The sequence below is a fragment of the Staphylococcus sp. HMSC061G12 genome (assembly GCF_001838465.1).
In the GTDB taxonomy this organism is placed as follows: domain Bacteria; phylum Bacillota; class Bacilli; order Staphylococcales; family Staphylococcaceae; genus Staphylococcus; species Staphylococcus simulans.
The window spans coordinates 1-13,592 of record NZ_KV837092.1 but is presented as its reverse complement, the minus strand read 5'-3'; the positions used below and the strand labels follow the sequence as shown (position 1 = coordinate 13,592).

General features: G+C 36.1%; 12 protein-coding genes. 9 read left to right on the top strand and 3 right to left on the bottom strand.

Annotation, left to right across the window (positions count from 1 at the left end; genetic code table 11):
* The first annotated feature begins 137 nt into the window (after positions 1 to 137).
* Positions 138 to 1,181 (top strand): NAD-dependent formate dehydrogenase, encoded by a 1,044-nt coding sequence (locus tag HMPREF2937_RS08040; RefSeq protein WP_070864364.1) that lies wholly within the window; start codon positions 138 to 140, stop codon positions 1,179 to 1,181.
* A 105-nt stretch (positions 1,182 to 1,286) separates the two neighbouring features.
* Here HMPREF2937_RS08040 and putP read toward each other — a convergent pair whose 3' ends face one another.
* The gene (gene putP, locus HMPREF2937_RS08035; protein ID WP_070864363.1) at positions 1,287 to 2,825 is read right to left on the bottom strand and encodes a sodium/proline symporter PutP; all 1,539 of its coding nucleotides are present in this window, start codon (positions 2,823 to 2,825) and stop codon (positions 1,287 to 1,289) included.
* Positions 2,826 to 3,211: 386 nt separating this feature from the next.
* On the opposite strand from putP, the gene gatC reads away from it, so the two are divergent.
* The 5 genes from gatC to rlmD all read left to right on the top strand — a co-directional run bounded on the left by gatC (position 3,212) and on the right by rlmD (position 8,926).
* Positions 3,212 to 3,514: an Asp-tRNA(Asn)/Glu-tRNA(Gln) amidotransferase subunit GatC gene (gene gatC, locus HMPREF2937_RS08030; RefSeq protein ID WP_002481677.1), complete on the top strand. Its 303-nt coding sequence runs from the start codon at positions 3,212 to 3,214 to the stop codon at positions 3,512 to 3,514.
* Positions 3,514 to 4,971 carry an Asp-tRNA(Asn)/Glu-tRNA(Gln) amidotransferase subunit GatA gene (gene gatA, locus HMPREF2937_RS08025; RefSeq protein WP_002481676.1) on the top strand — a complete coding sequence of 486 codons (1,458 nt, stop codon included), beginning with the start codon at positions 3,514 to 3,516 and terminating at the stop codon, positions 4,969 to 4,971. Before gatC ends, gatA begins: the two co-directional genes overlap by 1 nt.
* A gap of 12 nt (positions 4,972 to 4,983) precedes the next feature.
* Positions 4,984 to 6,411 (top strand): Asp-tRNA(Asn)/Glu-tRNA(Gln) amidotransferase subunit GatB, encoded by a 1,428-nt coding sequence (gatB, locus tag HMPREF2937_RS08020; protein ID WP_037556606.1) that lies wholly within the window; start codon positions 4,984 to 4,986, stop codon positions 6,409 to 6,411.
* Positions 6,412 to 6,576: 165 nt separating this feature from the next.
* Positions 6,577 to 7,497: a diacylglycerol kinase gene (locus HMPREF2937_RS08015; RefSeq protein WP_070864362.1), complete on the top strand. Its 921-nt coding sequence runs from the start codon at positions 6,577 to 6,579 to the stop codon at positions 7,495 to 7,497.
* A gap of 67 nt (positions 7,498 to 7,564) precedes the next feature.
* Positions 7,565 to 8,926: a 23S rRNA (uracil(1939)-C(5))-methyltransferase RlmD gene (gene rlmD, locus HMPREF2937_RS08010; RefSeq protein ID WP_070864361.1), complete on the top strand. Its 1,362-nt coding sequence runs from the start codon at positions 7,565 to 7,567 to the stop codon at positions 8,924 to 8,926.
* A 117-nt stretch (positions 8,927 to 9,043) separates the two neighbouring features.
* Here rlmD and HMPREF2937_RS08005 read toward each other — a convergent pair whose 3' ends face one another.
* Positions 9,044 to 9,385 carry a hypothetical protein gene (locus HMPREF2937_RS08005; protein WP_070864360.1) on the bottom strand — a complete coding sequence of 114 codons (342 nt, stop codon included), beginning with the start codon at positions 9,383 to 9,385 and terminating at the stop codon, positions 9,044 to 9,046.
* A gap of 267 nt (positions 9,386 to 9,652) precedes the next feature.
* On the opposite strand from HMPREF2937_RS08005, the gene dinB reads away from it, so the two are divergent.
* A complete protein-coding gene (gene dinB / locus HMPREF2937_RS08000; protein WP_002481671.1) occupies positions 9,653 to 10,723 on the top strand; it encodes a DNA polymerase IV in 1,071 nt (356 codons plus the stop codon).
* Positions 10,724 to 10,767: 44 nt separating this feature from the next.
* Here dinB and HMPREF2937_RS07995 read toward each other — a convergent pair whose 3' ends face one another.
* Positions 10,768 to 11,325 carry a 3'-5' exonuclease gene (locus HMPREF2937_RS07995; RefSeq protein WP_023015864.1) on the bottom strand — a complete coding sequence of 186 codons (558 nt, stop codon included), beginning with the start codon at positions 11,323 to 11,325 and terminating at the stop codon, positions 10,768 to 10,770.
* Between the two features lie 164 nt (positions 11,326 to 11,489).
* Here HMPREF2937_RS07995 and HMPREF2937_RS07990 point away from each other — a divergent pair, with 164 nt between their 5' ends.
* Entirely contained in the window at positions 11,490 to 12,806 is a 1,317-nt protein-coding gene (locus HMPREF2937_RS07990; protein WP_002481669.1) for a lipid II isoglutaminyl synthase subunit MurT, read from the top strand.
* Positions 12,803 to 13,522 carry a lipid II isoglutaminyl synthase subunit GatD gene (locus HMPREF2937_RS07985; RefSeq protein ID WP_070864359.1) on the top strand — a complete coding sequence of 240 codons (720 nt, stop codon included), beginning with the start codon at positions 12,803 to 12,805 and terminating at the stop codon, positions 13,520 to 13,522. The genes HMPREF2937_RS07990 and HMPREF2937_RS07985 overlap by 4 nt, the downstream gene beginning before the upstream one ends.
* Positions 13,523 to 13,592 lie beyond the last annotated feature (70 nt).

Here is a 13,592-nt window from a genome sequence, read left to right as displayed (position 1 = left end):
TTTATATATCAACCGAATTTGACAAAGAGCCTATATTTTTTGACAATATATTGAAGTACTACCTGGTACAGTTTAATACAAATTTTGATGGGAAAAAGTACAATGATGTATCAAAATTAGAAAAAGGTGATATATAAATGAAAATTGTAGCACTATTTCCAGAAGCTACAAAAGGGCAAACAGAAAACAACGTGTTAGATGACTATACTGCGTTAAATCTACGTCCTTTTTTAGAAGAACGTGGACATGAATTGGTCGTATTGAAAGATGGAGAAGATGATTTAGATCAACATCTTAAAGATATGGACGTTGTTATTAGCGCGCCATTTTACCCTGCATATATGACAAAAGAACGAATTGAACAAGCACCTAACTTAAAATTAGCAATCACTGCAGGTGTAGGTTCTGACCATGTGAATTTAGAAGCAGCAAGCGAACATGATATTTCAGTGGTAGAAGTCACAGACTCAAACACGGTTAGTGTAGCTGAACATATTGTGATGACAACATTAATCTTAGTTAGAAATTACGAAGAAGGTCATCGCCAATCAGAAGAGGGTGGTTGGAACTTAACACAAGTAACGAACCATGCCTTTGAACTTCAAAATAAAACGATTGGTATTTTTGGTTTAGGCAGAATTGGTCGTTTAGTTGGAGAGCGTTTAAAACCGTTTAACGTAGATATTATTCACTATAGACGTTCTAGCCAAGAAGATACAGACTTCTCAAAATATGTGAATTTTGATGAGTTAGTGCATAAAAGTGATGTGTTGATTATTACAACACCACTTACTCCTGAAACAGATGATTTATTTGATTATAATACAATCAGTCAAATGAAAGATGGCAGCTATATTGTAAACTGTGCACGCGGTAAGATAGTAAACAAAGAAGAAGTAGTTAAAATGATAGAAGAAAATCATCTTCAAGGCTATGGTGGAGATGTATGGTATCCACAACCTGCACCTTCAGATCATCCGTGGAGAACGATGCCGCGTAATGCGATGACTATTCATTATTCAGGTATGGTTGTTGAAGCACAATTACGTATTGAAAAAGGTGTTAAAGATTTATTAACACACTTCTTTGATGAAACGCCATTCCCTAAGGAAGATGTGATTGTGAATGGTGGTCAAATCACTAGCCAATCTTATGCGAAACATGATGATTCAAATAACTAAGCTATAAGCTTAGCAGATTAAGTGAAAAGGAAATGCAGCTGCTTATAACACAAATAGGGCAGGAACGAGAAGTTCCTGCCCTTTGTATTGATAATGATTTTTTAATTAGCTATGCAAAATTTGTTTAACTTCATCTAATTCATTGACTGTACGTGTACTTGGTTTTTGTGTAAACTTGCTGACCAAGTATGTAACTAAGACACTCATAATAAATCCTGGAATGATTTCATACATACCGAAGATTTCTGAAACATCAGCCATTGGTTTGATGAATACAATCCAAACAATAACAGTTAATGCGCCTGCTACCATACCACTGACTGCGCCAGCTCGTGTTAAACCTTTCCAATAAAGTGAGAACAAAACAAGTGGACTAAATGAAGCTCCGAAGCCTGCCCAAGCGTTACCAACTAAGTTTAAAATCGTATCGTTAGGTGACCATGCGATCCAAATTGCGACAATCGCTACAGCCATAACACTCAAACGACCGACTAATACAAATTCTTTTTCGTGTTTTTGTGCGTTTGCTTTTTTACCACGAATCAATTTATAGAAGTCTTCAGTTAATGAACTTGATGTTACAAGCAGTTGTGAAGAAATCGTGCTCATAATTGCTGCTAAAATGGCTGCTAATAAGAAGCCACCGACTAATGGATGGAATAAAATCTGACTCATGATAATAAATAGTGTTTCTGGATCGTGAAGTGTAACATTGTAGTCTGGCACAAATGCAATACCAGTCAAACCGACTAAACATGCACCCGCAAGTCCGACTGCCATCCATAAAATTCCGACACGACGCGCAGTTGGTAAGAGCTTAAAAGATTTAATCGACATAAAACGAACGATAATGTGAGGTTGACCGAAGTAACCTAACCCCCACGAGAAGAGTGAGATAATACCTAAAACAGTAGTTCCTCTGAATAAGTCCAAATTAGTAGGTTTCATATCTGCGATTTGTGAGAATGTATCCCAACCATTTAATTTTAATAAGGCTACGATTGGAACCATAACCATCGCAATCAACATGATGACACCTTGGAAGAAGTCAGTAATTGAAACAGCTAAGTAACCGCCTAAAAAAGTGTAAAAAATAACGATAACAGCTACCATAATCAAGCCGTATCGATAATTCAGTCCGAATGCAGTTTCAAATAATTTACCTCCAGATACAAACCCGGAATGCGTATATAACGTAAAGAAAACGACAATAATGAGACCAGAGATAATTTTAATAATGTTTGAATGATCATCTAATCTATTTTTGAAAAAGTCTGGCAAGGTAATCGCATTGCCTGCAATTTCTGTGTAAACACGTAATCTTGGTGCGACAATAAAGTAATTCAAATATGCTCCCAGTGTTAAACCGATCGTAATCCAAATTGCGGATAATCCTGTCGCATAGACAGAACCAGGCAATCCCATAATCATCCAGCCGCTCATATCAGAAGCTCCGGCTGACAGCGCTGTAATGTACGGGCCGATGTTTCGGCCTCCCAACATATATTCGCTTAAATTTCCCGTTGACTGTTTGTAACCATAGATACCGATGATAACTAGAATGATAAAGTATACACCAATCATGATGTATGTTTGCCAGTCAGCATCGATTTGGCTACTCACTGAAGTACCTAAAATAAACATCGTGGTTCCCCCCTTTTTCTCATTGATGATTCAATGTATACGCATTATTATACAACAATTCTGAAAAAAAGGAATAGTTATTTTATAACAATGTTAAATATAAACCGCTCAACAGTGGCATTTTAAACGCTTTCTGTAATGAAAGGGTTTTCAATGCTTTAAAGCACATTAGTAGTATTTTTATAATTTTGAATGTATAAACGTTCATATTACATCAAAGCTTCTGTTGAATTAATGGTAATGATTTGCAATTGAAGTTCAGAATGATTAAGTTAAAGGGGAGTCATTACCTGATATGTGGGTATTTTGAACTAAAAAATTTAGATTTTTGACAGTTTTTTTGATACAATTTTATGATGAAGTATTAATAAGGAGGCAGTTCATTAATGGCTAGAGTATCACGTGAAGAAGTTGAACATATTGCAAATTTGTCTAAACTTCATATTTCACCAGAGGAAACAACAGAAATGCAAGACACATTAGAAACAATCCTAAACTTTGCCCAACAAATCGATACAGCTGATACAAGCGATGTAGAACCGACGTATCACGTATTAGATTTACAAAATGTATTAAGAGAGGATAAAGCAGTTAAAGGCATTCCTCAAGAGCTTGCGCTCAAAAATGCAAAAGAAACAGAAGATGGTCAATTTAAAGTGCCATCAGTTATCAACGGGGAGGATGCGTAATGTCTATTCGTTATGAATCAGTTGAAAAGTTAAGCGAAATGATTAAGAACAAAGAAATCAAACCTTCTGAAGTTGTAAAAGATATTTATGATGCAATTGAAGAAACAGATCCGACAATTAAATCATTCTTAGCTTTAGATAAAGAGAATGCAATCAAGAAAGCTGAAGAGCTGGATGAATTGCAAGCGAAAGACCAAATGGAAGGTAAACTCTTCGGTATCCCAATGGGTATCAAAGATAACATTATTACAGAAGGTCTAGAAACAACATGTGCAAGTAAAATGTTAGAAGGCTTTGTACCGATTTATGAATCAACAGTAATGAAAAAATTACATGCTGAAAATGCAGTATTAATCGGTAAATTAAATATGGACGAATTTGCAATGGGTGGTTCAACTGAAACTTCTTACTTCAAGAAAACAGTTAACCCATTCGATCATAAAGCAGTGCCAGGTGGATCATCAGGTGGTTCAGCAGCAGCTGTAGCAGCAGGTTTAGTTCCATTCTCATTAGGTTCAGATACTGGTGGATCTATTCGTCAACCAGCAGCATACTGCGGTATCGTGGGTATGAAACCGACATACGGTCGTGTATCACGTTTTGGTTTAGTTGCATTCGCATCTTCATTAGACCAAATCGGACCTTTAACACGTAATGTAAAAGATAATGCAATTGTTTTAGAAACAATTGTAGGTGTAGATAAAAACGATTCTACAAGTGCTCCAGTTGAAGATAATGACTTCACTTCAGATATCGGTAAAGATATTAAAGGTATGAAAATTGCTTTACCTAAAGAATATTTAGGTGAAGGTGTATCTGATGAAGTGAAAGAAGCGGTACGTAACGCTGTTGAAATTTTAGAAGGTGAAGGTGCAATCGTAGAAGAAGTATCATTACCAAATACTGGCTATGGTATTCCATCTTACTATGTTATCGCATCATCAGAAGCTTCTTCTAACTTATCTCGTTTCGATGGTATTCGTTATGGTTACCATTCAAAAGAAGCACAAACATTAGATGAACTTTATAAATTCTCACGTAGTGAAGGCTTCGGTAAAGAAGTTAAACGTCGTATTTTACTTGGTACATTCGCGTTAAGTTCAGGTTACTACGATGCTTACTACAAAAAATCACAAAAAGTCAGAACGTTAATTCGTCAAGACTTTGACAAAGTATTTGAAGACTATGATGTAGTCGTTGGTCCTACAACACCAACAGCTGCCTTCAACTTAGGTGAAGAAATCAATGATCCGTTGACAATGTATGCAAACGACTTATTAACTACTCCAGTTAACCTTGCCGGCTTACCAGGTATTTCAGTACCTTGCGGACAAACTAATAACAGACCGATCGGATTACAGTTTATCGGCAAACCGTTTGATGAAAAAACACTTTACCGTGTCGCTCATCAATTCGAACAACAATACAACTTACATGATGCATATCAAAATTTATAAGGAGTGTTAATGATGCATTTTGAAACAGTCATTGGACTAGAAGTCCACGTTGAACTGAAAACAGATTCTAAAATGTTCTCTCCATCACCAGCACATTTCGGAGCAGAACCAAACACAAATACGAATGTGATCGACTTAGCATACCCTGGTGTGCTTCCAGTTGTAAACGAACGTGCCGTTGACTGGGCAATGCGTGCTGCAATGGCATTAAACATGGAAATTGCGACTGAATCTAAATTCGATCGTAAAAACTATTTCTATCCAGATAACCCGAAAGCTTACCAAATTTCACAATTTGACCAACCTATCGGGGAACATGGTTACATTGATATCGAAGTAGATGGTGAAACAAAACGTATCGGTATCACACGCCTTCATATGGAAGAAGATGCGGGTAAATCAACACATAAAGACGGTTATTCATTAGTAGACTTAAACCGTCAAGGTACACCGTTAATCGAAATCGTATCTGAGCCCGATATCCGTTCACCTCAAGAAGCTTATGCTTACCTTGAAAAATTACGTTCAATTATTCAATATACTGGCGTATCTGACGGTAAAATGGAAGAAGGTTCATTACGTTGTGACGCTAACATTTCATTACGTCCATATGGTCAAGAAGAATTCGGTACAAAAGCTGAATTGAAAAACTTGAACTCATTCAACTATGTACGTAAAGGTTTAGAATATGAAGAAAAACGCCAAGAAGAAGAACTATTAAATGGCGGCGAAGTACTTCAAGAAACACGTCGTTTCGATGAGTCTACTGGTAAAACTATCTTAATGCGTGTTAAAGAAGGTTCAGATGACTACCGTTACTTCCCAGAACCAGACATCGTACCATTATACATTGACGATGCATGGAAAGAACGTGTACGTCAAACAATTCCAGAATTACCAGACGTACGTAAGAAAAAATATGTTGAAGAATTCGGATTACCTGCGTATGATGCGCATGTCTTAACATTAACGAAAGAAATGTCTGATTTCTTCGAAGAAGCAGTTGAGCATGGCGCTGATGTAAAATTAACTTCTAACTGGTTAATGGGTGGCGTTAATGAGTACTTGAACAAAAACCAAGTTGAACTTCAAGATACAAAATTAACACCTGAAAACTTAGCTGGTATGATTAAGTTGATTGAAGACGGCACTATGAGCAGTAAAATCGCGAAAAAAGTCTTCCCAGAATTAGCTGAAAATGGCGGAGATGCTAAACAAATCATGGAAGATAAAGGTTTAGTTCAAATCTCAGATGAGTCTGTATTATTAAACTTTGTAACAGAAGCATTAGATAATAACCCTCAATCTGTTGAAGACTTCAAAAACGGTAAAGGCCGTGCGAAAGGCTTCTTAGTCGGTCAAATTATGAAAGCGTCTAAAGGTCAAGCCAACCCTCAAATCGTTAACAAATTATTACAACAAGAATTAGATAAACGCTAATTGATTGTATAACCTGCAGTGATTACTGATTGTAATCTCTGCGGGTTTTTTATTTTGATAAGGTGGTTTCAAAAACGAATTTCATTGATTTCAACCATTAATACTTTCAACTGAAGCGGAAATCATTTAAAATTGAAATTGAGTAAAAATGATGAGGGATTATTTATGAGAAAACGAGCTAGAATTATTTATAATCCGACTTCAGGCAAGGAATTGTTTAAAAAAATGCTTCCAGAAGTCTTGATTAAAATGGAACAAGCAGGATTTGAAACAAGTGCATATGCAACGCAAAAAGCAGGAGATGCGACGATTGAAGCAAAACGCGCATTGCATGAAGATTATGAAATACTCATCGTTGCTGGTGGTGACGGCACATTAAACGAAGTGGTTAATGGGATAGCCGAACATCCGAATCGTCCTAAAATCGGTGTCATTCCAATGGGAACGGTAAATGATTTTGGTCGTGCCTTACATTTACCCACTGATATATTAAGTGCAGTAGATGTCATTATTAAAGGACATACAGTTAAAGTAGATATCGGTAAAATGAATAGCCGATATTTTATTAATTTAGCTGCAGGTGGACGTATTACTGAAGTCTCTTATGAAACTTCTAGTAAATTAAAAACATTTGTTGGACCATTTGCTTACTACATCAAAGGTATGGAAATGTTGCCGCAAATGAAAAATGTGGATGTCCGTATTGAATATGATCAAAAAGTCTTCCAAGGTGAAATCCTGTTGTTTTTACTTGGATTGACAAATTCAATGGCAGGCTTTGAAAAATTAGTTCCAGATGCGAAATTGGACGACGGTTATTTTACGTTGATTATCGTTGAAAAAGCGAATTTAGCAGAACTGGGTCATATCATGACTTTAGCTTCAAGAGGGGAACATATTAAACATCCGAAAGTCACATATGAAAAAGCAAAATCAGTTAATGTATCATCTTTTGAACAAATGCCGCTTAATGTAGATGGGGAGTATGGTGGTCAATTACCTGCCAATTTCTTAAATTTAAAGCAGCATATTGAAGTATATACACCAGCTAATGTAGATAATAAAGAATTAATTGAACAAGATTAGAGAAGTAAGCAGATGAAAGGTTAGGACTTAATCACAAGCCTGACCTTTTTTCTATGGAGGTTACAGTGTGGAAACATTAAAGAAAAATCAAATCTTTACAGGCGAGGTTATCGACTTAACTCATGAAGGACATGGTGTAGTCAAAATAGACCGTTACCCAGTCTTTGTGCCGAATGCCTTGCCTAATGAAGAAATTGAATATAAATTAATCAAAGTAAATAAAAACTTTGCGATTGGTAAATTATTAGAGATTCATAAAGAAAGTGCTGAACGTGTGACGCCTCCATGTGTTTACTATGACAAATGCGGAGGCTGCCAGCTGCAACACTTAGATTATCAATCACAATTAACAATGAAACGTAATCAAGTTGTGAATCTATTTCACCGTAAAGGAAAGTTTGAGCAAACGGTTATCAATGATACGATCGGCATGATGAATCCTTGGAACTATCGAAATAAATCACAAATTCCTGTCGGCTTGAATAAAGAACAAGATGCGATTATGGGCTTCTATCGCCAACGCAGTCACGATATTATTGATATGGATGAATGTATTATTCAAGACAGCATTCAAAACCAATTGATGCGTTCGATTCGTGCCTTACTGAAAGAGCATGACGTATCCATTTATAATGAAAGAAAGAAACAAGGTTTATTACGTCATGTCATTATTCGAGTAGGCCATGTCTCACGTGAAGTGATGATTATTTTTGTGACGAACGGTAAAAAGTTTAAACAAGCTAAACCGATTGTTGAGAAATTGGTCAATGCGATGCCGAATATTAAAAGTGTCATTCAAAATATCAATGAAACACATTCAAATGTGATAATGGGCAAAACATCAAAAACATTGTATGGTAAAGATGAAATTATTGATGAGTTGGATTCAGTGGAATTTGAAATCAGCGATCAGTCATTCTATCAAATCAATTCATCACAAACAGTTAAATTATATAATCAAGCGATGAAATACGCACAATTAACAGGCGAAGAAACAGTGCTTGATACGTATTGCGGTATAGGTACTATTGGATTATATATGGCAGATAAAGCGAAACATGTCTATGGTGTTGAAGTCGTTCCTGCCGCAATTGAAGATGCGAAGAAAAATGCGCAATTGAATGGCTACGATAATACAACTTTTGTCTGCGGTAAAGCTGAATCAGTGATTTTAGACTGGAAACAACAAGGCATTCAACCTGATGTTGTCATGGTCGATCCGCCACGTAAAGGTTGTGACGAAACATTCTTAAACACACTGTTAGAATTAAATCCGAAACGCATTGTTTATATTTCATGCAATCCAGCTACACAACAACGTGATGCCCAAATTCTTGCGCAAAACTATGCGTTAAAAGAAATCACGCCTGTCGATATGTTCCCACAAACAACACACATTGAGACAGTAGCATTGTTTGAAAGATTATAATCAAAAATTATGTATATCGAAACAACGAGGTTTTTTCACATAGAAGATGCCTCGTTTATTTTGTGCAGTTATGTATAAGAAAGAGGCTAGGTGTGACCCCGGCCTCTTTGTTGAATATTAGTTATCATTATTTTCTTTTGAAGTCGTTTCTCCGCCTTTGCGGCCGATTTCTTGGAAATGTTCTGAACTGTATTCTTCAGCTGTTTTTTCTCCACCTTTATGTCCAGCTTCTTCGTGACTCATTTTGTTTTCATCGTTTGATCCATTGTTAGAATTTGATTGATTACTGTCTGATTGTGATTGATTACTGTCTGATTGTGATTGACTTGTGTTAGATTGAGCTTCTCCGCCTTTTTGACCGATTTCTTGGAAGTGTTCTGAGTTGTATTCTTGTGCCGTTTTTTCTCCACCTTTACGTCCAGCTTCTTCATGACTCATTTTGTTTTCATTGTTTGTCATATTGAATCCTCCTTCTAACGTGATTTGGTGACTAAAGAACAATTAAGTACTCGAGTCTAGTTAGTTATACCTTTTTATAATAAAGTTAAACAAAAATAAACGAATTCTTTTTGTTAAGGTAATGTAAAGGTAATATAATTAATAATTACTGAAATTAATTATCGTATTTTAGTGAAATTCAAACACGTCATAGGTAATAAATAATTAAAGCTTGCCAAGATAATATATAATAGATGATAAGTACATTGTTTAATGGAGGTGAATGGTATGGAAGAGCGACGTATTGTGCATATCGATATGGATTATTTTTATGCACAAGTAGAAGTAAGAGATAATCCTAAATTGAGAGGGAAGCCTGTCATTGTCGGAGGAAAAGCAAGTGGACGTGGTGTTGTGACAACGGCCTCATATGAAGCGAGAAAGTATGGGGTGCATTCTGCGATGCCAATGGCACAAGCACATAAACTTTGTCCGAATGGTTATTATATTCAACCTCGCTTTGATGTTTACAGAGCAACCTCTAAAGAAATTATGGATATCTTTAAAAGTTATACTGAAGTCGTTGAACCGTTATCGCTAGATGAAGCTTATTTAGATATCACGCATCTGGTACGTCCGGATCTTCCAGCATCTGCCATTGCACAGTATATTAGAAATGATATTTGGGAAAAGACCGGATTAACCGCTTCAGCCGGCATTTCCTACAATAAATTCCTCGCTAAACTCGCCAGTGGTATGAATAAACCGAACGGTATGATGATTATTAATTATCAAAATGTCCACGAGATATTAATGAACTTAGATATCGGCGGTTTCCCAGGTGTCGGTAAAGCAACCAAAGCCATTATGCATGAACATGGCATCTACAACGGTAAAGACTTATATGAAAAAGATGAACGCGAATTAATACGGATATTTGGTAAACGTGGACATGGATTATACGAGAAAGCCAGAGGACGCGGCACTAATATTGTTAAAGCCCATCGTATCCGTAAATCAGTCGGCACTGAAAGAACCTTTACAACTGACGTTAATGATGATGAAGAAATATTATTGAAAGTCAGAGAGTTAAGTGAGAAGACAGCAGAACGATTGAGTCGTATTCAAAAATCAGGCAAAACTGTAACGGTAAAAATTAAAACACATCAATTTGAAACATTATCGAGACAACGTAGCTTAAGAGATCCGGTTAGAAATGAGATTGATATTTATAATATTGCTTATACACTTTACAACGAACTTAAAGATCCAGAGGTACCCATCAGGCTAATTGGAGTAACAGTGGGTAATTTAGAAAAAACAGAATATCAAAATATGTCGATATATGATTTTCTTTAGAAAAAAATAACCGGTTGAACATTTATTCAGGTAAGTTCAATCGGTTATCCTTTATCTGTTAAATTTTTACCATAGACTGCAAGCATGTCAGATAAACTGTTGTAGTGCTTCAGTAATCTGAAAGTTATCATGGCACAAGCTTTAGCATCATTTAAAGCATCATGGTGTCCATGAAAATCTAAATGATAATAATCCATCATGTATTTTAAACCGTACCGTCGGTTATTAATGGTTCTACGAGCAAGTTGTAGTGAACAGAAGTAAGTCATATTGGGTGTCTGTAAACCTAAGGCTTGAATGCTGGCATGCATTACTGTCATATCAAATGCGGCATTATGCGCAACAACTGGTAAATTATCTATAAACTGCATCATGTAAGGCAACACAAAATTGAAGTCAGGCGCTGTTTCAACATCTTGAGGTTTAATGCCATGTACATTGATGTTTTGATTAGAAAAGTAGTCCTTAGGATTCACTAATGTATAAAACGTTTCAACAATTTCATTTTCAACTACTTTAACCATACCGACGGAACAAATACTTGTACGCTTACCGTTTGCGGTTTCAAAGTCCAACGCAACAAATGCATTTTGGTGTTTCAAAAGTAATTCGACCTTTCTATATGTGATGATTTAAGTAATAAAATACTACTGGATAGGAAAGTGAGAGTCAAGTGTTTGACTTTGATAGTGTTTATAGAATATTTTTAATTAAAGTCTGAGACGTGTTATAATTATTCAGGTTGATATTTAGAGGAGTGAAGCGAATGAGACAATGGACGGCGATCAACTTAGCCAAGTTAGCGCGCAGAGCCAGCCGTGCTGTAGGCAAACGCGGTACAGATTTACCAGGGCAAGTAGCCAGAAGAATTGATAAAAATATACTACGAAATTTAGCAGAACAAGTCGATGATGTTGTATTTATTAGTGGTACAAACGGTAAAACAACCACGTCGAATTTAATAGGTCATACATTAAAGGCCAATAATATAAAAATAATTCATAATAATGAAGGTGCGAATATGGCTGCAGGGATTACATCTGCATTCATCGTACAATCTCAACCAGATACAAAAATCGCAATTATTGAAATCGATGAAGGTTCTATACCAAGAGTGTTAAAAGAAATGACACCGACAATGATGGTCTTCACGAACTTCTTCCGCGATCAAATGGATCGCTTCGGTGAAATTGATATTATGGTTAACAACATCGCAGAAGCCATCAGTCATAAAGGCATTAAACTATTATTGAATGCCGATGATCCATTTGTGAGTCGTTTAAAAATTGCGAGTGAATCTAATGTCTATTACGGCATGAAAGCACATGCACATGAGTTTGAACAAAGTACGATGAATGAAAGCAAATATTGTCCGAACTGTGGTCGCTTATTAGTGTATGATTATATTCACTATAATCAAATCGGTCATTATCATTGCGAATGTGGTTTTAAACGTGAGCAACCGAAGTATGAAGTGTCTAAGTTCACAGTATCTCCTTTTATTCATTTAACGATTGGTGATACAACATTCGATATGAAAATTGCTGGTGACTTTAATGCTTATAACGCCATCGCAGCGTATAGTGTTTTACGTGAATTAGGTTTAAATGATGAATCTATCCGTAAAGGCTTTGAAACATATACATCAGATAATGGACGTATGCAGTATTTCAAATCAGGTTCAAAAGAAGCCATGATTAATTTGGCGAAAAACCCGGCAGGGATGAATGCAAGTTTATCTATGGGCGAACAGCTTGAAGGCAAAAAAGTCTATGTCATCAGCTTAAATGACCATGCGGCAGATGGCAGAGATATTTCATGGATTTACGATGCTGACTTTGAAAAACTAAGCGAACAAGATATAGAAGCAATTATTGTCACAGGTAATCGTGCTGAAGAATTACAATTACGTTTAAAACTTGCTGAAGTGGATGTACCAGTTATTGTAGAACGTGATATTTATAAAGCGACAGCTAAAACAATGGATTATCCAAGTAAGACTGTCGCAATTCCGAACTATACATCACTTGCGCCGATGTTAGAGCAATTAAACCGTTCGTTTGAAATGAGGGAACAAAGATGAATGAATTAACGTTATATCATTTTATGACAGATAAATTGAATTTATATAGCGATATCGGTAATATCATCGCATTAAAACAACGCGCAAAATGGCGCAATATCAAATTGAACGTTGTTGAAGTCAATGAAACAGAAGGTGTAACTTTTGATGGATGTGATATCTTCTTTATCGGCGGCGGCAGTGACCGTGAACAAGCGCTTGCGACGAAAGAATTAAGTAAAATCAAAAGTAAATTGAAAAATGCCATAGAAGAAGGCATGCCTGGATTAACAATTTGCGGCGGTTATCAATTCTTAGGTAATAAGTACATCACACCTGATGGGACAGAGCTTGAAGGCCTAGGTATTTTAGATTTTTATACACAATCTAAAAAAGAACGTCTGACAGGTGATATTGTCATTGAAAGTGATACATTCGGAACAATTGTCGGTTTTGAAAATCACGGCGGCAGAACGTATCATAACTATGATACATTAGGAAAAGTAACGCATGGATTTGGTAATAACGATGAAGACGGTAAAGAAGGCATTCATTATAAAAACTTGTTAGGCACTTATTTACATGGCCCTATTTTACCGAAGAACCATGAAATTACAGATTACTTATTAGAGCAAGCATGTATTCGTAAAGGTATTCCATTTGAACCGCGTCAATTGGATAATACTGCGGAAGAAGGGGCTAAACAAGCCATTGTCGATCGCTTTGAAAATAAATAAGAAATACAAGATAGCACTAAAAGCTATAATTTAAATAAAAAGGGGCTGGGACATAAATACAGTCCAAAAT

Excerpts from the sequence above, each read along its gene's own strand:
- HMPREF2937_RS08040 (WP_070864364.1), top strand. The coding sequence starts at position 138 with ATGAAAATTGTAGCACTATTTCCAGAAGCTACAAAAGGGCAAACAGAA.
- putP (WP_070864363.1), bottom strand. The coding sequence starts at position 2,825 with ATGTTTATTTTAGGTACTTCAGTGAGTAGCCAAATCGATGCTGACTGG.
- gatC (WP_002481677.1), top strand. The coding sequence starts at position 3,212 with ATGGCTAGAGTATCACGTGAAGAAGTTGAACATATTGCAAATTTGTCT.
- gatA (WP_002481676.1), top strand. The coding sequence starts at position 3,514 with ATGTCTATTCGTTATGAATCAGTTGAAAAGTTAAGCGAAATGATTAAG.
- gatB (WP_037556606.1), top strand. The coding sequence starts at position 4,984 with ATGCATTTTGAAACAGTCATTGGACTAGAAGTCCACGTTGAACTGAAA.
- HMPREF2937_RS08015 (WP_070864362.1), top strand. The coding sequence starts at position 6,577 with ATGAGAAAACGAGCTAGAATTATTTATAATCCGACTTCAGGCAAGGAA.
- HMPREF2937_RS08005 (WP_070864360.1), bottom strand. The coding sequence starts at position 9,385 with ATGACAAACAATGAAAACAAAATGAGTCATGAAGAAGCTGGACGTAAA.
- dinB (WP_002481671.1), top strand. The coding sequence starts at position 9,653 with ATGGAAGAGCGACGTATTGTGCATATCGATATGGATTATTTTTATGCA.
- HMPREF2937_RS07990 (WP_002481669.1), top strand. The coding sequence starts at position 11,490 with ATGAGACAATGGACGGCGATCAACTTAGCCAAGTTAGCGCGCAGAGCC.
- HMPREF2937_RS07985 (WP_070864359.1), top strand. The coding sequence starts at position 12,803 with ATGAATGAATTAACGTTATATCATTTTATGACAGATAAATTGAATTTA.